Source organism: Microbacterium ureisolvens (assembly GCF_019511645.1).
Classification (GTDB): domain Bacteria; phylum Actinomycetota; class Actinomycetes; order Actinomycetales; family Microbacteriaceae; genus Microbacterium; species Microbacterium ureisolvens_A.
Window position 1 is genome coordinate 343519 of record NZ_JAEUAX010000003.1, and the last position, 20214, is coordinate 363732.

The window sequence follows — 20214 nt, forward strand, 5'->3', positions numbered from 1 at the left end:
GAACAAGTCAGCGGGATAGGGGAGAGCCCACCTCCCGCGGCCCGCGTGACGTCACGAGGTTGAAGGCGCCCCTTTACATAGCTTAGGCTCACCTAACGTGATCACGGATGGCGACGCCACGCGAACGGCCGACGAGCTGCACGGCGACGCGCTGGCGCTCAGCTACGGTCGCACCCGGGTGGTGCACGAGGTCTCGCTCCACCTGCGTCCGGGGACGGTGACCGCTCTGGTCGGTCCGAACGGCAGCGGCAAGTCGACCGCCCTGCGAGCCCTCGCGCGCCTGCACCGGATCGACGCCGGCTCCGTGCACATCGATGGCGCCGACGGACGGCGGGATGCGGCATCCCTCTCTGCCAAGGCCTTCGCGCGCACGGTCGCGATGCTCTCGCAGTCGCGTCCGCACCCGTCGGGCCTCGAGGTGCGTGATGTCGTCGCGTACGGTCGGCACCCTCACCGCGGCCGCTTCTCCGGAGTCACCGACGCCGATCGCGAGGCCATCGACCGCGCTCTCGGCCTGACGGGTCTCGCCGAGATGGGGCACCGCCCGGTCGACCAGCTGTCGGGCGGCGAGCTGCAGCGCGTGTGGCTGGCGACCGCGCTGGCGCAGAGCACCGGCATCCTGCTGCTCGACGAGCCCACGAACCACCTCGACCTGCGCTACCAGATCGAGACCCTCGACCTCGTGTGCGATCTCGCCGACCAGGGCACCGCGGTCGGTGTCGTGCTGCACGACCTCGACCACGCGGCATCCGTCGCCGACGATGTCGTGCTCATGTGCCGCGGCCGTGTCCACGCGGCCGGCGCGCCCCGCGACGTGCTCACCGGCGAGAACCTCAGCGCGGTGTACGGCTTCCGCATCGACACCGCCGTGGATGACGCGACCGGCCGTGTGCGTGTGATCCCGCGCGGGCGTCATCACGAACGCGTCCGCCGCAGCGCAGCTCTCCCCGCCTGACGCCGACGCCGCCCCCTCGACTACCTCCCTACCCCCCTCCCATCCGACAGTTCTGGAGCCTGCCCGATGCCCAAGCCCATCGCCGCCCTCGCCGTCCTCGGCGCCGTCGCCCTCGCCCTCACCGCGTGCGGCACCACCCAGGTCGCCGATAGTGCCGACGCCGACACCGACACCGCTGTCTCGACCAGTGCAGGCTGCGCCGAGGACACCACCACGACGTCGACCGACCCGGTCGAACTCACCGACGCATTCGGCCGGACGGTCACCCTCGACGAACCGGCCGCGAAGGTGGCGGTGCTCGAGTGGCAGCAGATCGAGGACGTGCTCTCGCTGTGCCTCACGCCCGTGGCGGTCGCTGATGCGGACGGCTACCGCACCTGGGACACCGCCGAGGAGCTGCCGGCGAGCGTCGAGAGCGTCGGCACGCGCCAGGAGCCGAACCTCGATGCGCTGTTCGCGGCCGAGCCCGACCTCGTCATCGTCGAGGCGTATACGCGCGACGACGCGATCATCTCGCAGCTCGAGGAGTACGGGGTGCCGGTGCTCGCGACGCTGGGTGCGAACGCGGAGGACCCGATCGGCCAGATGCTCGACACCTTCGACCTGATCGCCGAGGCGACCGGGCGCACCGAGCGCGCAGACGTCGTGAAGGACGAGTTCGCGCAGCACCTCGCCGACGCGAAGGCCGAGATCGCGGGCTCGGAACCGGCCGTCACCGACTTCGTCTACTTCGACGGCTGGGTCGACGGCGGCAATGTGTCGCTGCGTCCGTTCGGTCAGGGTTCGCTCGTCGGTGAGATCGGGGAAGAGCTCGGTCTCACGAACGCGTGGACCGGCGAGGTCGACCCGGCCTACGGCCTCGGACAGACCGACATCGAGGGCATGACGACGATCGGCGACGCCAGCCTCTTCTACACCGGCACCGTCGATCCCGACTCCGAGAGCTTCGTCGACGCCGCGGCCGAGAACCCGGCATGGGCCTCGATCCCGGCCGTCGCGGAGGACCGCATCGCCCCGTTCCCCGGCGGAATCTGGACCTTCGGCGGCCCCCGCTCGGCCGAGCAGCTGATCGACGCCTACGTCGCCGCGATCACCCAGTGAGCGGTCGGTCGTTGAGCGAGCGACCCACTCCCTCGCCGAGCGAAGCCGTTGACGGCACGGATGCTGCGCACTCGGCGCCCGTGCAGGGTGCTGCGCCGGCTCGCCTCGCTCGCTCAACGACCGGTGCAGCCGTCGGTGTGCTCGTCGCCCTGCTTGTGGTGCTGGCGCTCGCCGCCGGCTGGCACCTGACACAGGGGACGAGCGGCGCGGTCTTCGCCGACCCCGACATCGTGTGGGGCTCCCGCGTCCCGCGTCTCGCGGCCGGCGTCGCCGTGGGGATCGCGCTGGGCGTGGCGGGCCTGCTGATGCAGTCCCTCTCGCGCAACGCGCTCGCCTCGCCGGACACGCTGGGCGTCACTGCAGGCTCGTACCTGGCGGTCACCGCGGTGGCAGCCTTCGGCATCGCGGTGCCGATCTGGGCCTCCGGCTTCGTCGCCTTCGCCGGCGGGCTCGCCGCCGCCGCTCTCGTGCTCGGCCTCGCCGGGGGTGCCGGCACGTCCACCACCCGTCTGGTCCTCGCGGGCTCCGCCCTCGCGCTCGCGTTGCAGGCCGGCACCTCGGCGCTGCTCGTGCTGTTCTCGGAGCAGACGAAGGGCCTGCTCGCGTGGGGGAGCGGCGGCCTGTCTCAGCTCGGACTCGAGAGCTTCCTGCGCGCGGCGCCCGTGGTGGTCGTCGGGGTCGTGCTCGCCCTCGTCATGTCCCGCCGACTGGACGTGCTCGCCCTCGGCGACGACACCGCGTCGTCGCTCGGTGTGCCGATCCGCTCCACGCGCATCTGCGGCATCCTTCTCTCCGTTCTCCTCACCGCGACAGCGGTGACCCTGGCCGGCCCCATCGGGTTCGTCGGCCTGTGCGCGCCGGTGCTCGCCCGGCTGCTCGCGCGCGTCGTTCCGGCGCTCGGCCGGCACCTGCTCCTGATCCCCCTCTCGGGACTGGTCGGCGCGATCGTCGTGATCCTCGCCGACGCGCTGCTGCGCGCCCTCATCGGTGCCGAAGGCGCCATCGCCGTGCCGACGGGTGTGGCGACGACGGTGTTCGGCGCGATCGTGCTGGTCGTGATGGCACGGCGACTGCGCGACTCCGGGCCGACGCGACGACCGCCCACGATCCGCATCGGCGTGCGCAGCGGCCGCCGCTTCGTGATCGTCGTCGTCGTCGCGGCGCTGGCCGTCGGCGCCGTCGTGCTCGCCGGAATGCTCCTGGGGAGCACGCGGCTGTTGACCGGAGACATCGTGCTGTGGCTGCAGGATGCCGCGCCCCCGCGCATCGCCTTCGCCCTCGACGAGCGCGCCCCGCGTGTCATCGCCGCCGTCGTCGCGGGCGCCGCGCTGGGGCTTGCGGGCAGCGTCACGCAGGCGGTGAGCCGCAACCCGCTGGCCGATCCCAGCCTTCTCGGCATCACCGGTGGCGCGGGTCTGGGTGCGGTGCTCGTGGTGACGAGCGCCACCGCGACGACGTTCGGCATGCTGGTCGCCGCGGTCATCGGAGGGCTGCTCGCGTTCGCGCTCGTGTACGGGCTGGCCTGGCGCGGGGGCCTGAGCGCCGACCGGTTCATCCTCATCGGCATCGGGGTCTCCTACGGCGCCGTCGCCCTGACGACCTTCGTGCTGCTTCGTGCGAACCCCTGGGACACGCCCAAGATCTACACGTGGCTGTCGGGGACCACCTACGGCCGCATCTGGGAGCAGGTGATTCCGCTCGCGATCGTCCTCGCCGTCGCGCTGCCCTTCGTGTTCGCGCACCGGCGCGACCTCGACATCCTCGCGATGGACGAGGACACTCCGCGCCTCGTCGGCATCCGCCTCGAGCGCACCCGCCTGCTCCTGCTCATCGCGGCGGCCGTGCTCGCGGGCTTGAGCGTCGTCGCGGTGGGGGTCATCGGCTTCGTCGGGCTCGTCGCACCGCATGCCGCCCGCGCCCTCGTGGGGGCGCGGCACAGCCGGGTGATTCCGGTCTCGGTGCTGCTCGGCGCGGTGCTCGTGGGAGCGGCCGACACTCTCGGGCGGACGGTCATCGCGCCGGCCCAGCTTCCTGCGGGACTCGTCGTCGCGCTGATCGGCGCTCCCTACTTCGTGTGGCTGCTGTGGCGCTCGCGCGACGCCTGATCGACGGCGCCGCGCCGTGAGCGTACTCTGACGTCATCAGAGGAGAGTGATCGTGAAGAGGCGGCGCACCCAGCAGGCCATCACGCCGGACGAGCAGATCGCGCGGTACGCGTACGTCCTCGGAACCGTGCCGGCGAGCGTGGCCGACAAGGCGTACGCCGCCGCCTTCGCGCGGCTCTCGCAGGCGCAGCGCGAGGACGTCGTCGGCCAGCTGAGCGCCGAACTGCCGGACGCGCCCGACGAGGCAGCATCCGTCGATCCCGACGCGTTCGCGCAGCTCATGCGCGATCTGCTGGCGCGCGATGCGCTGGTGCGCATCCGCGATGGCGTCGTCGTGGCCGCCGCGTTCGTGGGGAGCCCCGCGGTCGTCGCGTACTTCACGACGGGCGCGGGGTCGGTGACGATGGACCACCAGCCGCCGTGGATCCACCAGCTGGCCGGGCACGAGACGGCGCCCGTCGACGGAGGACGGACGCATCACCGCCACGGTGTGCCCGGAATCCTGAGCCGCGACCACGAGAATTCGGGCGACTCGCGCGACTGGTGAAGGCGCACCGCTCTGGCCCAGGCCGGGTAGGGCGTGAGGCGTGACCAGGGGCGGACGCCATCCCCGCATCACTGTGGCTTCGGAGAGGAGACTTCCCGGGCGGTGTCGGCCGGCGGATTCTGTGCCCTGCTCAACAGCACGAAGGGAACGGCGATCGCGGTGATCACGCCGCTGCACACCAGCGAAGCACCGTAGCCGCCGACATCCGCCACTCGGCCCAGCACGGGTTGGATGACGACACCGCCGCTCGAACCCATGAGCGAATCGAAGGAGAGCACCGTCGCTCGCTGCTTCGACGGGATCATGTCGTTGAGGTAGGCCCGATGGACGGGGTCGTCGATCGCCGATGCGATGCCCCAGAGCGCGACGAGCACCACGGCGACCCAGAAGTTGCGCACCAGTCCGACCCCGACCAACACGAGCGCACTGGTGACCGTCGCGAGAAGGATGGATGACGTGCGCCGGTGGAAGAGCCTCCGCACCCACGGGGCGAGCGCGCCGCCGAGGATCGCGGTGCCCGACACCAGCGCGGCCGCAAGGCCGGCGACGGTGTACGCCTCCTCGTCGCCCCAGAGCTCCAGCAGGTACGGCTGCAGCGCATAGAACACGTAGATTCCGACGCCCGCGGTGAACGGGCTCGCGAGCATCAGCCAGCGCACGGGCGGATCGCCCAGGCCGTAGCGGATCGAGGCCCGCAGCACGGTGCGGGTCGCACGCAGCGGCCTCTCGCTCCGGTCGGGGGTGAAGCCCAGGTCGCGCATCAGCAGCGCGGCGACGACGAACATCAGCAGCAGGATCGCGCCCCGCATGAGGAAAGGAACGCCGAGGTTCGTCACCTGCGCGATGACGCCGCCGAGCACCGATCCCGACAGCATCGCGACCCCGCCGACGATCTGCGCTCGGCCGAAGACCGTCTCGAGGCTGCCTTGGTAGGAGGTGGCCTTCAGCGCATCGACGAGCCACGCATCGACCGCCCCGGAGAAGAACGTGAAGCCGAGACCGAGCAGCACCGAGACGACCGCCCATGCCCAGAACGGCGATCGCCAGACCCACAGCAACCAGTACAGGATCGTCGTCACCGCCAACGTGACGGTGCCGAGCAGGTACGACGCGCGACGTCCCACCGTGTCGGCCACGACACCGGTCGGGATCTCGAAGATCAGCATCCCGACGCTGAAGAAGGCGTTCGCCGCGAAGGCCTCGAGGTTCGAGAGCCCGGCGTCGAGCAGGAACAGCGTGTTGACGCCCCAGATGAGCGATGCGGCGAGTGTGTTGCCGAGCATCAGCGTGTAATACGTGCCCTGAACCCTGCGCGGAGTGGGCAGGGACTGCGCGATATTCGTCTGAGAGATGGCGACACCGCCTCTTTCCACGGGAACCGGACGACACCGCGAACGTATCCCTCACGCGCCCCGTCGGCTACCCCGCTTTGGGTGCCGGCCGGTGCGCGTGCTACTGTTGTGAGTTCCTTACGGGAATCGTGCGCTCACCTCTCTGCCTCATCGTGGAGACGCAGATCTGAACGCCCCATCCTTTCCGCGGCTTCTCCACGCCGCCTCCCGTGAAGCTTCATCGCTTCGCGCCTGACGAACGAAACACACGATCATGCACTCCGCCCCACCGGCGCTCGCCTGGCGACAGGCCGACGACGACGTCCATGTCGCGACCCGCGCCGACGAGTACGCCGGCTTCATCGACACGACGCCGCGCGGCTTCCGCGCGCAAGGACCCCGCGGTGAAGACCTCGGGCTCCACGCGACGCCGGATTTCGCACGCGCGGCGGTCGCAGCATCCGTCATCTCACCGTTGTCGACACCGGCACCGGTCCCTGTCCGTCCGCGCCGCATTCGCCGGCGCGGCACCCCCGGTCGCTCCGGCGGCCCGAAGAATAGGAAAGACACGATGGCCACTGGCACCGTGAAATGGTTCAACTCCGAGAAGGGCTACGGCTTCATCGCACCCGATGACGGCTCGGCCGATCTCTTCGCACACTTCAGCGCGATCGCAGGCAGCGGTTTCAAGGAGCTCCGCGAAGACCAGAAGGTGGAGTTCGACGCCGAGCAGGGCCCCAAGGGCATGCAGGCGGCGAACATCCGCCCGCTCTGACGCTCCCGCGTTCACAGGCGCCCGTCCAGGCTTCGGCCTGGGCGGGCGCTGCTGTTCACCTGGGCATCACCCAGGAACCCCGGAAGTATTCCCCGCGGCTCATGCGGGCACACGTAGCCTGAGGGCAGCGATGGGCAACCGCCTCTGGCTTTCAACGGCCAATAGGTCCCCATCGGAACTGGTGCATCATCTCTTCCACCGCCATCGAGTCCCGACTCGGCCCCATCCGTCAGACGTACGCCGGCACCGCCGAGTTCCCGCAGATGACCCGGGCCTACACCGAGGTGTCGCAGGTCGTCCGCGAGACCGGTCTCCTCCGCCGCGCCGAGTGGTTCTACGCCCTCGTCGGGGCCGCCCTTCTTCTGGGCTTCGGGGGTGTGGTGACAGGCTTCGTCCTGCTCGGGCAGACCTGGTACCAGCTGCTGATGGCCGGCGCCCTCGGAATCCTCTTCACGCAGGTCGCGTTCCTCGCGCACGAGGCGGCGCACAAGCAGATCCTCGCCTCGGGCCCCGCGAACGACCGGCTCGCCCGTTTCCTCGCCGCCGGCATCGTGGGCATCAGCCTCTCGTGGTGGAACAACAAGCACAACCGCCACCATGCGAACCCCAACCGGGTGGGCAAGGATCCCGACATCGAGATCGACACCATCTCATTTCTCGAGACGGATGCCGCGTCCGCGGGTCGCTGGCGTGCTCTGGTGACGCGCAAGCAGGGGTGGCTGTTCTTCCCGCTGCTCACGCTCGAGGGTCTGAACCTGCACGCGCACGCGTTCCGGCACCTCTCCTCGCGCGAGGGCGTCAAGGACCGCTGGATCGAGCTCGCGCTCATCGCGGCGCGCTTCGCTCTTCTCCTCACGCCGATCTTCCTGTTCCTGCCGCTGGGAATGGCGTTCGCGTTCGTCGGCGTGCAGCTCGCGGTCTTCGGCGTGTACATGGGCGCATCGTTCGCACCGAACCACAAGGGCATGCCGATCATCGCAAAGGACGCGAAGCTCGACTTCTTCAGCAAGCAGGTGCGCACCTCCCGCAACATCAGGGGCGGCTGGTGGGCGACGTGGCTGATGGGCGGGCTCAACTATCAGATCGAGCATCACCTCTTCCCGAACATGCCCCGCCCGCACCTGGCGCGCGCACGCGATATCGTGATCGACCAGTGCCGAGCCCTTGACGTGCCCTACACCGAGACGACCCTGTGGCGCTCGTACGGCATCGTCATCGCCTACCTCAACCGCGTCGGCCTCGCCGCGCGCGACCCCTTCGACTGCCCTGTCGTCGGAGCCTACCGCCGGAGCTGACGGAGACGTTCGGCCTGGCGCAGCAGGTGCTGCTGCTCGAGGGCGCTGGTCGCGCGGCGTGCGGCCTCCCCGTACTCGGCGGCGGCGGCATCCGTGTCTCCGGCCCGTTCATGGAGGTACGCCAGAGCGGCGTGGTACCTCGGCACATCCTCGCCGACCTGATCGAGGGCGGCGAGACCCGCGAGCGGCCCGTCCGCCTCTCCGACCGCGACCGCGCGGTTCAGCCGGATGACGGGCGAATCCCCGAAGGCGAGCAGCTCGTCGTACCACTCCACGATCTGCACCCAGTCGGTATCGGCCGCGGTCGGCGCATCCGCGTGCAGCGCTGCGATCGCGGCCTGCGCCTGGTACTGCCCCAGTCGGTCGCGTGCGAGCGCCGACTGCAGGACGGCGACTCCCTCCGTGATCGCGTCCACGTTCCACCGGGTGCGATCCTGATCGGCGAGCGGGACGAGGCGTCCCCCGATCACCCGGGCCGGCTGCCGGGCGTGGTGCAGCAGCATGAGGGCGAGAAGCCCGTCGACTTCGGGCTCACGGGTGAGCGCGGCGAGCTGCCGTGTCACGCGGATCGCCTCGGCGGAGATGTCGATCTCGCCTGAGTAGCCCTCGTTGAACACGAGATAGAGCACGCGCATCACCCGAGACAGATCGCCCGGCTGATCGAGCGGGATCCCGGTGAGCCGCTGCTTGGCGCGACTGATGCGCTGCGCCATCGTCGCCTCGGGCACGAGGAAGGCGTCCGCGATCTGTCGCGTCGTAAGGCCCGCGACCGCCCGCAGCGTGAGGGCGATCGCCGATGTCGCGGTGAGCGCGGGATGGGTGCACAGGAAGTAGAGCCCGAGCGTGTCGTCGTGCTGCGGCACCGCACCGGGCTCGGGCTCTTGCGCGAGCCGCTCCTCACGGGCGGCCCGTGCGTTGTCGCTGCGCAGCTGATCGAGGAACGCGCGCCACGAGACGGTGACGAGCCACGCACGGATGTCGCGGACTCCTTCCCGCACCGGTCGCTCGAGTGCGCGCAGCAGCGCGGTCTGAACGGCATCCTCGGCCGACGCGAAGTCCGCGCCGCGCCGGACGAGGATGCCGACGACCTCGGGGATCGCGCGGCGAAGTGCCGCGGCATCCGTCTGCGTCATCCGGCGTCGATGGGCGTCGTGAACATGACCTCACGCAGTTCGAGCCACTCGCCGAGCGGCTCACCGCCGGCCCACGGCGCCGCCGACAGCTCGGAGGCGAGCTCCACGGCGCGATCGTACGAGTCGACGTCGATCATCATCCAACCCGCGATCAGGTCCTTCGTCTCGGCGAACGGCCCGTCGACGACAGGCGGGCGCCCCTCGCCGTCGAAGCGCACCCAGGCGCCGCCCATCGCGAGACCCTCGGACGAGACCAGCTCGCCCGAGTCGATGAGTCGCCGCTCCATGTCCTGCATGTACTGCACGTGCGCGGCCCACTCGTCCGCCGTGAGCTGGTCCATCGGGACCGAGTTCACCGAGGGACGACCGCCCCGGTAGTGCTTGAGCATCAGGTACTTGGCCATGAGAGCCTCCCGTTCGGTGCGGCCCATTCTGCCGCTTCACAGAGGAGACGGAACCGACCCGGCGATCTCTACATCGGCCGATGGAATTTCTGCGGATATATCCGAGCCGGGTCGCCGAATGGGCGCCACTTCGGCTGGTCTGCCCGTTGGCGCTTGCGTGGCGATCGGTCATCCGAACGCAACTCAGGTGACCAACGATGACGCTGGGTGACTCGGTTTGACGACCGGATAGGCGCGGGGCCTCGGCGCTTCTACGCTCGCGGATGGGCCCAGATAGGGTCCTCGCCCGGCGCCTTCAGCGTCGCCGGGATCGTGCGGGACGGTGGTCCCGCGCGCACCCTTCACCCTGAGCAGGACCCGACTAAGGAGGCGACACCGTGAACAAGATCCGCACCGCGACAGCACTCACAACCCTGGGACTCGTGGCCGCGATGATGGCCGGCTGCGCCTCCGCCGCAGCGGAGCCGGGCGAGACCGCGGGTGATGGTGGCCCGTCGGTGGATGAGCTGCGGTTGGGGTATTTCGCGAACGTGACCCACGCACCCGCGCTGGTCGGGTTGGAGGAGGGGCTGTTCGCCGACGCGCTGGGCGATGTCGAGGTGACCACCCAGGTGTTCAACGCCGGCCCGGCGGCGATCGAGGCGCTCTCGGCGGGCGCGATCGATGCGACCTATATCGGCCCGAACCCGTCGATCAACACGTTCATCCAGTCCGGTGGCGAGTCCGCCCGGATCATCGCGGGGGCCGCGACCGGTGGGGCGGCGCTGGTGGTCCGCGACGGCATCGACGACCCGGCCGACCTGGAGGGCACCACGATCGCGACGCCGCAGCTGGGCAACACGCAGGACGTCGCCGCCCGGGTGTGGCTGGCCGACCAGGGGTTCGAGACCGACACCTCCGGCGGCGGGGACGTGCAGATCACCCCGACCGAGAACGCGCAGACGCTGACGCTGTTCCAGGACGGGCAGCTCGACGGCGCCTGGCTGCCCGAACCGTGGGTGTCCCGGCTGATCGTCGACGCCGGCGCGCACGTGCTGCAGGACGAGGCCGAGCTGTGGGAGGACGGCCAGTTCCCCACCACCGTGCTGCTGGTGCGCACCGAGTTCCTCGACGAGCACCCCGACGTGGTCGCCGACCTGCTCACCGGCCACGAGGCCGCCGTGCAGTGGATCGCGGACAACCCCGACCAGGCGCCGGCGGTGATCAACGGGGCGATCGAGAAGGAGACCGGCAAGCCGCTGGCCGACGAGGTCATCACCCGGGCGCTGCAGCACGTGTCGTTCTCCGTCGACCCGCACGCCGACACCTTCCAGACCCTCGTCGAGAACGGCATCCAGGCCGGCACCCAGAAAGACGGCTCCATCGACGGCCTGTTCGACCTGACCCTGCTCAACGAGCAGCTCGAAGCCGCCGGAGAAGAACCCGTCTCCGCCGCCGGACTCGGCAAGGACTGAACGCCCGGACGAGCAGAAGCGAGAGGGACGGCACCAGCCGCCCTCTCGCTCCTGCGGGTCGGGCTCCGGTACCGACCGGCCGAACCGCTCGTTCGGCAGGTGTCCGCCGGCGTCAGGCGGCAGCATCCGTCTCCGCCGCCGCCGAGTCGGCTCGTTCGGCCGCAGCGAGCGTGCGCGTGAACAGCAGCAGCCAGCCGACCACGAGTCCGGCGCAGACCATCTCGTGGGTGGCGAGGGTGTAGTACCCGATCCAGAACAGGCTCGCCGAGAAGAAGATGCCCGCCGCGACCGCGAAGGCGAGCGCGATGATCGGCCAGTGCAGACACGGCAGCACCCAGCGAAGGCCGAGGAGGAAGCCTCCGAAGACGATGGCCATGCCGATGGCGAAGATGTTGTGGCCCACCTGGCTGAACGAGACAGGCACCAGGGCAGCGCCGATGAAGCACGCCGCGAGTACGAGGAACACGACGTACACGATGAGCGCCCTCGTTCGGGTGACGCGGGATTCGGTGCGCGCCCATGCCTCCAGACTCTTCAGCAGATACATCGCGAGCAGTGCCGTCACCCCGCCCGCGAGGATCAGCGTCGCGTTGAAGACCGCAGACGTCACACCGCCGCGCCCGCCGAGCTCGCTGAAGTTGAGGCGGTACCACTCGTCGTCCTGTGTCGTGGCGACGCTCACCGTGAACCCGGTGGCCACGACGGCGAACAGCAGCAGCACGAGCCGGGTCGCGGTGACATGTGCGGCGAGCGTGAAAGCGGTGTAGCCGCAGCCGCCGGCCACCAGAGCGACGATCATGCTCGCCGTCATCGTGTCGACCGCGGCGCCCGGCCAGATCAGCGAGGCGGCGTGGAACAGCATCCACTGCACCAGTGCGAACACGGCCGCGAGCGAGACTGCCAGGGCTGCGGTCATCCACCGGCGCCGCGAGTGCGTGACGCCCTTCAGCCAAGCCTGCCGAGGATCGCGGGCGGCGAGCCGGTAGCTCACCGACGCCGAGGTGAGGGTTACGGATGCGGCGACGACGATGCCGGCCGCACCGACCGATGCCCCTTCCCACACGGGTGCCGCGCGGCCCCAGAACCCTAACGCTCCGCCGGCCAGACCGATGGCGAACGCGAGGGCGGCGACGACGATCGCCCGTGCTTCGGTGCGCACGGCGAACCGACGCGCTTCGATCACCCCGTCACGGTGCAGCTGTCTCTCGACCCGCACCGCGGCAGCCTCGAGGCGTGCTCCCTGCGACCACGCACCGCGTGCCATGGCTTGATTGTCCACCCGTTGCGTCCCTTCTGGGCGTACTTTGAGGGTGTGGGTGGATCGCCCTCCGCACCCGATTCCGGCCCCGATTCGCTCGAGTTCACGGAAGGAAGCTCGCGCCCGTCAGACATCGAACGCGAGCTCGACGGACTGCGCGCCCGGGCGTACGGACCGGACGCCGACATCGACGCGGATCCGGCGGCGTTGGCGCGGCTCGTCGAGCTCGAGGCTGCGCACCTGGGCGCCGCGCGGGCTGCGCGATCCGCCGGACCCGCCGCCGTCGCCACGGCCGTCACCGTGACGCCCGGGGAGCCGACGGGCCCCTCCTCATCGCAGGGCGGATCCCGCGGAGTTCGGGGCCGGACCTGGGTGGTCGCGGGGGCGATCTGCCTTCTCGCGATCGTCGCCGCCACCGTCTGGAACCTCGTGCAGCGCCCCGACGCGACGCTGCGACAGACCGACGCCGGCGGCGGCAGCGACGTCATCCGCGTGCTGAGCGCACAGGGGAGGGGGCCCGACGCGTCCACGCTCCGCCAGTTCGAGCCGTACCACGACGTGGGCGTGTGGTCGGTCGAGAACGCCGCGGGGAAGGTCTGCTTCGTCGTATGGGACCTCACGTCCAGTGGCAGGTTCTCCATCAAGTGCGCCCCGCCGGGCACACAGGTCACGCTGACGCTGATCGTCGCATCCGATGGCGACGACTTCGGCCGATGGCTGCCCGACGGAAGCAGCGTCGACTTCCGCTTCGGCGAGAACGCGGTGGACGTCTTCGTGAGACCGCCGTCCGACTGATCGGGAGACTCCCGGCTGTGCCGGATCCGTCAGCTGTTCCGACCCGCGTGAGACGATGCACGAGATGGATGCTGCAACCCTCGCCGAGCTGCGCACGCTGCGGGCCCGTGCCTACGGCCCCTCGGCCGACATCGACCAGGACCCTGCGGCGGTGCAGCGGCTCCACGAGCTCGAGGCCCGCCGTGGCGCGCCCCACGCGGAGACGGCGTTGCCCTCCGACCCGCCTGAACCCACCGACGAGCCCGCGCCGGTCTCGGCCGAGGTGACCGTGCCGGAACCGCTCAGCGGCGAGATCGCGCCCGGCGGCGTCGGCTCCGGCCTGCCCGCCGAATCGGGTGACCACGAGCCGGCACGCCCGCCCAAGCTCCATCTGCTGTCGAGCCGGAACGCGGCGCTCTGGGCACTCTCCGTCATCGCCGCGGCGTGCCTGGCCGCGGGGCTCACGTACTCGCTCACCGCCGTGACGCCGATAGACGACTCCAGTGGTGCGACGCAGATCGACACGCTCGAGCCCGATCCGTTCATCGAGGTCCCCTCGGGCTGGTTCGGCGCCGGTCCGAGCTCGATCGCGTTCGAGTACTACGGCCTCACCCTGTTCGAGAGCACGGGCGGCTACACCGGCGTGGGCACCGACTGCTTCGCCCTGGTCGACAGCGAGCAGCTGCCCGAGCCAGACGCCGACATGAACACGTGGTCGATCTCCGGGATCATGTACAACGGCTGCCGCGCGGGCTCGTTCCCGGCGACGATCCAATTCGTCGTGGACAGCAGCGCCCCGCAGCAGCTCCGCGACCGCTTCCCCGCCGACAGCGCCCTGCAGTTCGTCTTCGACGGCACCCGCATCGGCGTCTTCCTCGCCCCCGGCGACTCCTGAGGGATGACGGATGCCGCGCGCAGCAGCATCCACCGTCCGCTTGTCGACGCGCTGGCTGCTAGTCCTTGCGGCCGGCGACGCCGAGGAAGCGGATGAACACGGCGATCCAGCCGAAGATCAGTGCGAAGACGATGATCTCGAATGCCGTCAGGGAGAAGTAGCCGACGGCGGGGATGAAGAGGATCACCGAGGCGATCATCGCGGCGAGGAACGCCCATGACGCGACGAAGTAGGTGCGCGGCATGCCGCGGAAGAACCGCGGGCCGCCGATGAGCAGCACCAGGTACATCACGGCCATGCCGGAAGCTGAGAGGTTGTGCGCCGGCATGTTCACGTCGACGGGGAAGATGCCGACGCACGCGAGCATGATGCCCATGATGACGAAGAGCACGGGGACCGTCCGCACGGCACGGGGGTTCTCGAGAATGCCCGCCTCGGAGAGCTCGCGCATGTCGTTGGCGACGTAGACGGCGAACGTGGTCACGAGGAGGCCGGCGGCGATGAGCGTGCCGTTGAAGACCCAGCTCGAGAGGTCGTCCTCGAAGGTGCCGAGGTGGCTGAAGTGGATCGTCCACCACTTCGGATCGGGTGTGGTCACCATGGCGGTGAGCGTGCCGATCGCGATGAACGTGAGCAGCAGCGACGACATGCGCTGCGTCGTCATCGCCGACACCGACAGGTAGACGAACCATGTCGTGAGGCCGAGCGTGACCGACATCAGCACGACGGCCCAGAACGTCACGATCGGCAGCCCGATGAAGCCCATCGCGAGCACGCGGTAGAGCGCATACACCGCGACGAACGCGAGCGCAGTGTGCACGATCACGACCGAGATCGTGTTGACGATGTACTTCCAGGGCGCCAGCGACTGGCGCCATTGTTGGCCGGGCCGGTCGCGGGAGCGCCAGTACTCCAGGGTCGACGCCACCGCGGCGACGACTGCGGCGCCGCACGCGGCCCAGACCGAGAACGAGTCGGCGACGCCGGCGAGCTGCAGATCGGGGGCGAAGATCCCCACCAGCAGGCCGTAGATCGCGCCGAGGATTCCGGCGGCGAACGCGGCGTAGATCGCCTCGGACTCCGCCCGGCGACCTGGTGTCGGGGCAGCGGCGTCGGGCAGCGGCGAGGTGTTCACAGTGCTCACGAGGTCAGAGTACGACCGCGTGAGCACCCCGAGGGTGATCGGCGAGGGAAGATTCGGTCACGGAATCATCAAGCGCCGCGCTGGAGCCAGGGGCGCAGCATCCGTGTCACCCAGGGGAGCACCGCGTACGTCATGACGGGGGTGAGGAGCGCCGTCGAAAGGAGCACGCGAGCGATCAGCGGCCACTCCGCGAAGCCCGGGACGAAACCGAGGAGCCACGACGCGAGGAGGTTCGTGGGGAAGAAGCCGAGCCAGATCGTGACGGCCTGCTTCCAGCGCGGCGGGGCGGCCGGGATGGGCTGCTGCACCGGGCCGGTGACCGGTGAAGTCGGGTGATCGGGATGCCGCGACTCGACGTGCGTGGCGAACGGGGCGTCGAACCACCCCTCGATGCCGGTGCGACGCTCGACCCTGACCTCACTGGCGAATGCGCGGCCGGAGTCGAGCCACCACGACCGCTGCGGCGAGTCCTCCCAGGCTTCGAGGGTCGGGATGTCGCGGAAGCGGTAGAGCATGTACCAGAGGTCGCTGCCTTCGCCCGCGCGTACCCAGCCGGAGCCGAGGAAGCCCGCGAAGCCCGCGGCGAGATCGGTGCCCGCTTGCATCCAGCTCGTGGCTTCGACGGTGCGAGAGGGATCGATGCGTCGTTCGATCGCGACGGTGATGGGGTGGGCCACGGGTTCTGCCATGCCATCCATTCTGCGGACGCCGGCGCTGTGGTCGTCACCGTCACGGGTGCGGGTGCGGGTGCGTACGCGAGAGCGCGCGGCAGCGACAGCAGCCAGATGCCCATCGTCACGAACGCGACGAACTCGAAGAGCGCGAGCGTGATGAGCCCGGCGGTGAGCACGCCCATGCCCGCCGCGAGCAGCGCGACGCAGAGCATGGTGGCCCCGCGGAACCGCCGGCTGCGACCGGGGATCGCAAGTCCCGTCGCGACCGTCGAGAGGAAGGACAGACCCAGCGTGGTGGCGATGAGGTCGTGCCCCACCGGGCTCACCGGGATCGGCACGAGCCCCACGCCGGTGAGTGAGAGGCCGGCGGAGACGACCGATCCGCGGAACGCACGTGATGCACGACGATGGATGCGGCCGGGCAGCGCGACCGCGATGAGCACGCCGTACACCGCGAGCAAGAAGCCGGAGAAGATCGTGATGCTGTTGAACGTGCGGCCCGAGAGGTCGCTGTGGGTGCCGAGCTGCGAGAAATGCAGCTGCCACCATGTCGCGTCGTGGGTGGTGAGGATCGCGACGGCGACGCCCACCGGGAGCGACAGCACCGCCAGCCGGCCGATGCGGTGGGCGATGTAGCCGTTATCGCCTTCCGGGGCCGCGGGGCGGGCCGGGATCGTGGCCACCGTCGTGGTCGTGACGGTGGCTGTGGCAGTGGCCGCGACGGCGGTGGTCGTCGTCGCGGAGAGGGATGCTGCGTCCGTGGTGGTGCTCGTCGCGGCGTGCGAGAGCACCCGCGCCACGGCGGGCTCGGGGTCGACGCGGGTGAGCGTCGACGCGGTGACGGCGGCCGTCGCGCACGACGGCGAGACGGTGACCGGCGGAGCGTCGGAAAGGGTCGTGGGAGGCATTATTCGACTCACGATCGGTTCTGCACGGCGTGCCCGAAGCCGGACATCCCCCCAAAGAACCCCCGGTCCGGGGCCCGTTGGTCAAGACGGTAGATCCCCAGGTCAGCGGCGAACCGCTTACCGAAACTGTATCCGGTGGAACCGGGAATGCGCTGTTCGGTGGTATATGGGGTATCCGTGGTGCCGGCGGCGCGCCGGGTACGCTGGACATGCCGGTCCACGCGCCGCGCCGCGTGGACGGCGTGCGGGTGCCGCTGACCCGCACCTGGAGGAGCCGGATGCCCAAGAACAAGAAGCCCGGCGGGGGCCGCGCGGCCAAGAACTTCGACCCCCGGTACAACCCCAAGTACCGTGCGGCAGGCGAGGCCCGGGACGGTCAGGACGCCAAGCGCCGCCCCGGCGAGTCCTCGGCGGGAAAGCCGGGCAGCCGCAGCGCCGGGCACCGCGGGCATCGTCCGCAGTCGACGGATGCGGCAGCTCCGAAGCGCCGCTGGACCGAGCAGGAGCGCGCAGGGCGCGACGAGGCCCGGGCGATCCGGACGCACTCGCGGGACGACCGCGGGCGACCGGGTCGGGAACGCGACGACCGCCGCGATCCTCGACGCGGCGAGGCGCCGCGTCGAGACGCTGCGCCGCGCCGGGACTCTGGTGTGCGCCGGGACTCTGGTGCGCGCACGGACGCTGGCCCGCGCCGGGATGAGCCGGTTCGCCGCGATGTGGTGCACGAGCGGCTCGCGGCCGACGCGCTCGCCCCCGCCGCGGTCGAGGGCGCGACGTTCGCCGATCTCGGACTCGGCCAGAACATCGTCAAGACGATCGCGGAGCTCGGGGCGCAGCATCCGTTCCCCATCCAGGCGGCGACGATCCCGGCGATCCTCGACGGTCGCGATGTGCTCGCGCGCGGGCGCACCGGATCGGGAAAGACCATCGCGTTCGGCGCACCGCTCGTCGAGAGCGTGCTGCGGTCGCAGGCGGGGCAGAAGCGCGAGATGGGCCGGCCGCCGCGTGCGCTGATCCTCGCGCCGACGCGCGAGCTCGCGCTGCAGATCGACGCGACCATCCAGCCGATCGCCCGAAGCGTGGGCCTGTTCACGACGCAGATCTACGGCGGCGTGCCGAAGGCGCGGCAGCTCGGGGCGCTGAAGAAGGGCATCGACATCGTCATCGGCACGCCGGGTCGCATCGAAGACCTGGTCGAGGCCCGCGCACTCGACCTCTCGCAGGTGCGCATCGCCGTGCTCGACGAGGCCGATCACATGTGCGAGCTGGGGTTCCTCGAACCCGTGCAGCGGATCATGCGCCGCACGCCCCGCGACGCGCAGCGGCTGCTGTTCTCCGCGACGCTCGACGGCGAGGTGTCGTCGCTGGTGGGCGAGTTCCTCAGCGAGCCGGCGGTGTACGAGGTCGCCGGCGAGACGCAGCACACCGGCACGATCGACCACCGCGTGCTCGTCGTCGACCACCGCGACAAGCGCGACGTCCTGCGCTCGCTCGTCGACCGCTCGGGGAAGACGCTCGTGTTCACCCGCACGCGGGCGTTCGCCGAGATGCTCGCCGAGCAGTTCGACGAGGTCGGCATCCGCGCCCTCGCGCTCCACGGCGACCTCGACCAGGCGCGACGCACGCGCAACCTCGAGAAGCTCACGTCGGGTCGCATCGACGTGCTGGTGGCGACGGATGTCGCGGCACGCGGCATCCACGTCGACGACATCGATCTCGTGGTGCAGGCCGACGCGCCCGACGAGTACAAGACGTACCTGCACCGGTCGGGCCGCACCGGCCGTGCCGGGCGCTCGGGAACCGTCGTCACCTTGGTGACGCGGGCCCGGCGCGAGCGCCTCGCCGACCTGCTGGAACGTGCCGACATCGAGGCGCCGTTCGACGACGTGCGCCCCGGCGACGACCTGCTCGAGGAGCTCGCCGGGCGCTGACGTCACGTCGCTCACCGCCCCGCCCGGGCCGCGAACCCTTCGAGGAGTTCGGCGGCGCGCGGCGCTCCGCCGAGAGAGCTGAGCTCGGCCGCGACGCGGGCGGCGGCATCCCTCATCGTCCGATCCGTCAAGGCACGCTCGAAGCCCGCCGCGACCCGGGCTGCAGTGGGCGTGCCGGTGCGGAGGTCGACGCCCGCGCCCGCCCACGCGACGCGCGCCGCGATCTCGGGCTTGTCGAGGTCGCCGCCCGCGATGACGAGCGGGATGCCGTGGCTGAGCGCGGTCAGAGTGCCGCCCCAGCCGCCGTTGGTGATGACCACGTCGGTGCGGGGGAGGAGCGCGTCATAAGGGAGGAATCCCGCGACGCGCGCGTTCGCCGGGACGGGGAAGGGCAGCTCGTTCCGGCCGCGCACCCCCGTCGCCACCACCATGAGCACGTCGCGGCCGGCGAGGGCCTCGAGCGCCGGGCGGATGAGGTCGGTGGGGTCGATGTTCTGCGTGCCCTGCGTGACGTGCACCACGGTGCGGCCGTCGAGATCTCCCCACCATCGCGGGAGGTCGGTCGGCGCGGTGGCGGGCGGCGCGGCGAGGAGGCCGACGAAGTCGAGGTGCGCGGGGCGGTCGGTGCGGGCGAAGTCCAGCGACGGCGATCCGCTCGCGAGGATGCGCTGGGGAGACAGCACCGTCTGCTCGAACGTCAGCGTGGCGGGCGGCAGGCCGACCGCGACCCGCGCGCGCACGATGGGTTTCGTCAGCGGCCGCATCGCGAGCGGTGCGATGCCTCTGAGCGCGGCATCCCGTGCCTTCGTGAGGGGAGTGCGGCCCGGCCTGAGGCCCATGCCGCTCGGCGGGCCCTGACGGCTCGTGAGGTTGAGCGGCAGGACGGCGATGGTCGCTCGCGGGCAACCCGACCGGTCGGCGAAGAGGGCCGCGCCGATGGAGGTGTCGTCGGTGACGAGCGCGTCCCAGGGCTCGCGATCCCACTCGGCCTGCAGGTCGGCGACCTGCGCCGGAGCGGTGTCGATCATGACGTCTTCGAGGTTCAGGAAGACTTGCCGGAGGCCCTTGCGACCCTCGAGCCGAGGGAACGTCGCGCGCAGGTCGTTCTCGTCGAAATCGGGCGCATCGCGCCACGGCACGTGGACGGCTCCGGATGCCTCGACCCGCGCGCGGAACGCGCCGCCCGTGTAGAAGCGCACGTCGTGGCCGCGTGCGACGAGCGCCTGGGCGACCGCGCACAGCGGGAGGACATGCCCGGTGAATGGCATGGCCGTCATCAGGAATCGGGCCATTGAGACATCGTGTCGCAAGCAGGGCAGACGCACCAGGGCCCTCGCGCGCGGCAGGACGCGCTTCCGGGGGGACGGTGGGCCGCGGCATCCGTTCCTCATTCGAGGTTATGGGCCGACGTGAGGACCAAGATGCGCCGGGTGTGGCCGCATTTCGGCTCTGTTCCTCGATTGAGGATGCTGCAGCCCAGCGAAGGCGGGGTGGGAGCCGGCCCTGCCTCGGCGGCGATGCGGGGCGTGG

General features: G+C 70.6%; 17 protein-coding genes and 1 pseudogene. 10 read left to right on the forward strand and 8 right to left on the reverse strand.

Going from position 1 to position 20214, the window contains the following annotated elements; genetic code table 11:
• Nucleotides 1–97: 97 nt before the first annotated feature.
• The 4 genes from JNB61_RS08165 (at nt 98) to JNB61_RS08180 (ending at nt 4708) form a co-directional block, all read left to right on the forward strand.
• On the forward strand, nt 98–955 hold the full coding sequence (locus tag JNB61_RS08165) for an ABC transporter ATP-binding protein (RefSeq protein WP_308291228.1): 858 nt from the start codon (nt 98–100) through the stop codon (nt 953–955).
• A 66-nt stretch (nt 956–1021) separates the two neighbouring features.
• Nucleotides 1022–2056 carry an ABC transporter substrate-binding protein gene (locus JNB61_RS08170; RefSeq protein WP_201448841.1) on the forward strand — a complete coding sequence of 345 codons (1035 nt, stop codon included), beginning with the start codon at nt 1022–1024 and terminating at the stop codon, nt 2054–2056.
• Between the two features lie 11 nt (nt 2057–2067).
• Nucleotides 2068–4161 (forward strand): iron ABC transporter permease, encoded by a 2094-nt coding sequence (locus JNB61_RS08175; RefSeq protein ID WP_220339294.1) that lies wholly within the window; start codon nt 2068–2070, stop codon nt 4159–4161.
• Between the two features lie 52 nt (nt 4162–4213).
• Nucleotides 4214–4708, forward strand: coding sequence for a hypothetical protein (locus tag JNB61_RS08180; RefSeq protein WP_220339295.1), 495 nt, complete (start codon nt 4214–4216; stop codon nt 4706–4708).
• Between the two features lie 68 nt (nt 4709–4776).
• Here the strand turns inward: JNB61_RS08180 and JNB61_RS08185 are convergent, their stop codons facing one another.
• Nucleotides 4777–5991: an MFS transporter gene (locus JNB61_RS08185; RefSeq protein ID WP_220289061.1), complete on the reverse strand. Its 1215-nt coding sequence runs from the start codon at nt 5989–5991 to the stop codon at nt 4777–4779.
• Nucleotides 5992–6610: 619 nt separating this feature from the next.
• On the opposite strand from JNB61_RS08185, the gene JNB61_RS08190 reads away from it, so the two are divergent.
• Nucleotides 6611–6814, forward strand: coding sequence for a cold-shock protein (locus JNB61_RS08190; protein ID WP_159849084.1), 204 nt, complete (start codon nt 6611–6613; stop codon nt 6812–6814).
• A 263-nt stretch (nt 6815–7077) separates the two neighbouring features.
• Nucleotides 7078–8109: a fatty acid desaturase family protein gene (locus JNB61_RS08195; RefSeq protein WP_222855232.1), complete on the forward strand. Its 1032-nt coding sequence runs from the start codon at nt 7078–7080 to the stop codon at nt 8107–8109.
• Here JNB61_RS08195 and JNB61_RS08200 read toward each other — a convergent pair.
• Together JNB61_RS08200 and JNB61_RS08205 are read right to left on the reverse strand one after the other, a co-directional pair.
• Nucleotides 8094–9242, reverse strand: a complete 1149-nt coding sequence (locus JNB61_RS08200; protein ID WP_220339296.1) for an RNA polymerase sigma factor — start codon at nt 9240–9242, stop codon at nt 8094–8096. The two genes, JNB61_RS08195 and JNB61_RS08200, sit on opposite strands and share 16 nt — an antisense overlap.
• Complete coding sequence (locus tag JNB61_RS08205; protein ID WP_220289063.1) at nt 9239–9646, reverse strand: YciI family protein; 408 nt, start codon at nt 9644–9646, stop codon at nt 9239–9241. Before JNB61_RS08205 ends, JNB61_RS08200 begins: the two co-directional genes overlap by 4 nt.
• Nucleotides 9647–10023: 377 nt before the next feature.
• On the opposite strand from JNB61_RS08205, the gene JNB61_RS08210 reads away from it, so the two are divergent.
• On the forward strand, nt 10024–11100 hold the full coding sequence (locus JNB61_RS08210) for an ABC transporter substrate-binding protein (protein WP_220339135.1): 1077 nt from the start codon (nt 10024–10026) through the stop codon (nt 11098–11100).
• Between the two features lie 112 nt (nt 11101–11212).
• Here the strand turns inward: JNB61_RS08210 and JNB61_RS08215 are convergent, their stop codons facing one another.
• Complete coding sequence (locus JNB61_RS08215) at nt 11213–12364, reverse strand: hypothetical protein (RefSeq protein ID WP_220339297.1); 1152 nt, start codon at nt 12362–12364, stop codon at nt 11213–11215.
• A 48-nt stretch (nt 12365–12412) separates the two neighbouring features.
• Here JNB61_RS08215 and JNB61_RS08220 point away from each other — a divergent pair, with 48 nt between their 5' ends.
• The gene (locus JNB61_RS08220) at nt 12413–13153 is read left to right on the forward strand and encodes a hypothetical protein (RefSeq protein WP_220290364.1); all 741 of its coding nucleotides are present in this window, start codon (nt 12413–12415) and stop codon (nt 13151–13153) included.
• A 64-nt stretch (nt 13154–13217) separates the two neighbouring features.
• The gene (locus JNB61_RS08225; RefSeq protein ID WP_220339298.1) at nt 13218–14027 is read left to right on the forward strand and encodes a hypothetical protein; all 810 of its coding nucleotides are present in this window, start codon (nt 13218–13220) and stop codon (nt 14025–14027) included.
• Nucleotides 14028–14085: 58 nt separating this feature from the next.
• Here the strand turns inward: JNB61_RS08225 and JNB61_RS08230 are convergent, their stop codons facing one another.
• The 3 genes and pseudogenes from JNB61_RS08230 to JNB61_RS20635 all read right to left on the reverse strand — a co-directional run.
• On the reverse strand, nt 14086–15171 hold the full coding sequence (locus JNB61_RS08230) for a DUF998 domain-containing protein (protein ID WP_220290360.1): 1086 nt from the start codon (nt 15169–15171) through the stop codon (nt 14086–14088).
• A gap of 68 nt (nt 15172–15239) precedes the next feature.
• Complete coding sequence (locus JNB61_RS08235) at nt 15240–15869, reverse strand: antibiotic biosynthesis monooxygenase (RefSeq protein ID WP_159847729.1); 630 nt, start codon at nt 15867–15869, stop codon at nt 15240–15242.
• A 134-nt stretch (nt 15870–16003) separates the two neighbouring features.
• Nucleotides 16004–16753, reverse strand: a pseudogene (locus tag JNB61_RS20635) (hypothetical protein); the annotation flags it as partial.
• Between the two features lie 278 nt (nt 16754–17031).
• On the opposite strand from JNB61_RS20635, the gene JNB61_RS08245 reads away from it, so the two are divergent.
• The gene (locus JNB61_RS08245; RefSeq protein WP_220339300.1) at nt 17032–18684 is read left to right on the forward strand and encodes a DEAD/DEAH box helicase; all 1653 of its coding nucleotides are present in this window, start codon (nt 17032–17034) and stop codon (nt 18682–18684) included.
• A gap of 11 nt (nt 18685–18695) precedes the next feature.
• On the opposite strand, the gene JNB61_RS08250 is transcribed toward JNB61_RS08245, so the two are convergent.
• Nucleotides 18696–19976: a glycosyltransferase gene (locus tag JNB61_RS08250; protein WP_220339301.1), complete on the reverse strand. Its 1281-nt coding sequence runs from the start codon at nt 19974–19976 to the stop codon at nt 18696–18698.
• Between the last annotated feature and the right edge of the window lie 238 nt (nt 19977–20214).

Coding starts and splice junctions, on each gene's coding strand:
- JNB61_RS08250 (WP_220339301.1), bottom strand. CDS start 19,976: ATGGCCCGATTCCTGATGACGGCCATGCCATTCACCGGGCATGTCCTC.
- JNB61_RS08225 (WP_220339298.1), top strand. CDS start 13,218: ATGGATGCTGCAACCCTCGCCGAGCTGCGCACGCTGCGGGCCCGTGCC.
- JNB61_RS08185 (WP_220289061.1), bottom strand. CDS start 5,991: ATGCTCGGCAACACACTCGCCGCATCGCTCATCTGGGGCGTCAACACG.
- JNB61_RS08245 (WP_220339300.1), top strand. CDS start 17,032: ATGCCCAAGAACAAGAAGCCCGGCGGGGGCCGCGCGGCCAAGAACTTC.
- JNB61_RS08190 (WP_159849084.1), top strand. CDS start 6,611: ATGGCCACTGGCACCGTGAAATGGTTCAACTCCGAGAAGGGCTACGGC.
- JNB61_RS08195 (WP_222855232.1), top strand. CDS start 7,078: ATGACCCGGGCCTACACCGAGGTGTCGCAGGTCGTCCGCGAGACCGGT.
- JNB61_RS08205 (WP_220289063.1), bottom strand. CDS start 9,646: ATGGCCAAGTACCTGATGCTCAAGCACTACCGGGGCGGTCGTCCCTCG.
- JNB61_RS08170 (WP_201448841.1), top strand. CDS start 1,022: ATGCCCAAGCCCATCGCCGCCCTCGCCGTCCTCGGCGCCGTCGCCCTC.
- JNB61_RS08200 (WP_220339296.1), bottom strand. CDS start 9,242: ATGACGCAGACGGATGCCGCGGCACTTCGCCGCGCGATCCCCGAGGTC.
- JNB61_RS08235 (WP_159847729.1), bottom strand. CDS start 15,869: ATGGATGGCATGGCAGAACCCGTGGCCCACCCCATCACCGTCGCGATC.
- JNB61_RS08215 (WP_220339297.1), bottom strand. CDS start 12,364: ATGGCACGCGGTGCGTGGTCGCAGGGAGCACGCCTCGAGGCTGCCGCG.